The organism is Brasilonema bromeliae SPC951, from assembly GCF_012912135.1.
GTDB lineage: Bacteria > Cyanobacteriota > Cyanobacteriia > Cyanobacteriales > Nostocaceae > Brasilonema > Brasilonema bromeliae.
Genome location: NZ_QMEB01000329.1, coordinates 1 through 1465 on the forward strand (window position 1 = coordinate 1; position 1465 = coordinate 1465).

The following is a 1465-nucleotide window of genomic DNA, read 5'->3' on the forward strand; positions in this document are numbered from 1 at the left end:
CATGCGCGATTTTCACAAATCAAATAGGATTGCTATATTGCTTGTCAAATACTTTCCAACGCCGCTTATGAAAGGAGTTATATGAAGTCCGGTTAATTAGTTATGATTCCCACAGTCATTGCACCCCACCCCCAACCCCTCCCCGCAGGCGGGGAGGGGAGACAAAGCACAGCTTTGGCGGGGTGGGGTTCAGAGGGTTTAATAAGTAATCAAACGGACATCATATTAATATTAATTATTTTGACAAAAATGTAGTCATTGAGGTAAAGTAATAGATTGTGTGTCTAACTCCTGCTCGGATCAGGTAAAGGCAATACGAAAGCTGGAAAGCTGTCTTAACGAGCATACAGTCCAGCTACCTGTACGGCAACCTCAAGGACAATTTTATGACCTACGCAATTATTGAAACCGGCGGCAAGCAGGTAAAAGTCGAAGCTGGTCGTTTTTACGACATTGAACTGCTTTGTGTTGAACCAGACGAGAAAGTTACCATAGATAAAGTACTGCTAGTGCAGCACAACGGCGAAGTCACCATAGGACAGCCGCTTGTGGGAGGAGCAAAGGTGGAAGGCACGGTGATGCGGCATCTAAGAGGTCGCAAAGTCCTGGTTTATAAGATGAAACCAAAAAAGAAAACTCGTAAAAAACGGGGTCATCGCCAGGAAATCACTAGATTATTGATTAATTCAATTAGCCTCGACGGTTCGGTGCTTGCTTCAGAAGAAAACGCAATCAGCGTCACACCAGAAGCCTCGGTGACGACAGTTCCAGCTGCAACGACTGAAACTCCAGAGACTGTCGATGTTGTGGCAGAACCAGTTGCAGAGAATTCACCTGCAGAAGAAACTCCTGCTGAATAATAGATAGAAGTAAAGGATACAAGAGGAAAGTATGGCTCATAAGAAAGGAACAGGTAGTACACGCAACGGTCGTGATTCTAACGCTCAAAGACTCGGTGTCAAGCGCTACGGTAGTGAAGTTGTTCGGGCGGGAAATATCTTAGTACGTCAACGCGGTACTAAATTTCATCCTGGTAACAACGTCGGTATTGGCAAAGATGACACTCTGTTTGCTCTCGTTGACGGCGTAGTCACATTTGAACGCAAGGGCAAAACCCGTAAAAAGGTTAGCGTTTATCCAGTTGCAGCGCCAGAGGCTGCAGTTGCAAGTTAGTCATTAGTTAAACCCAAGAGTCCATAGCGACTATGGACTCTTGAGTTTAGATCAACTTATGAACCAGCGCACCTAAGGCTAAACCCATCAAAGACAAGATAGACAACAAGCAAAAAGTTTGTCCTTCATTGAAGCCAGCTGTTTGAAAGTCTATCCTTGCCAATACAGCCGCAGCAGCCATTAGTAAGATATCAAGAAATAGTCGGAACCTGGCGATCATTAAAAAAAACAAGAAAGCCGCTAAAACGCTAAAACCAAAAGACCTAAGATTTGATTTGAATAAGAAAAAAGA

2 protein-coding genes and 1 pseudogene are annotated in these 1465 nt (G+C 44.1%); 2 read left to right on the forward strand and 1 reads right to left on the reverse strand.

Going from position 1 to position 1465, the window contains the following annotated elements:
* Nucleotides 1–386: 386 nt before the first annotated feature.
* Together rplU and rpmA are read left to right on the forward strand one after the other, a co-directional pair.
* Nucleotides 387–860 carry a 50S ribosomal protein L21 gene (gene rplU / locus DP116_RS26740; RefSeq protein ID WP_169158023.1) on the forward strand — a complete coding sequence of 158 codons (474 nt, stop codon included), beginning with the start codon at nt 387–389 and terminating at the stop codon, nt 858–860.
* Between the two features lie 31 nt (nt 861–891).
* Nucleotides 892–1173, forward strand: a complete 282-nt coding sequence (gene rpmA / locus DP116_RS26745) for a 50S ribosomal protein L27 (RefSeq protein ID WP_169158024.1) — start codon at nt 892–894, stop codon at nt 1171–1173.
* Between the two features lie 46 nt (nt 1174–1219).
* Here rpmA and DP116_RS29800 read toward each other — a convergent pair.
* Nucleotides 1220–1465, reverse strand: a pseudogene (locus DP116_RS29800) (hypothetical protein); the annotation flags it as partial.

Excerpts from the sequence above, each read along its gene's own strand:
- rplU (WP_169158023.1), top strand. The coding sequence starts at position 387 with ATGACCTACGCAATTATTGAAACCGGCGGCAAGCAGGTAAAAGTCGAA.
- rpmA (WP_169158024.1), top strand. The coding sequence starts at position 892 with ATGGCTCATAAGAAAGGAACAGGTAGTACACGCAACGGTCGTGATTCT.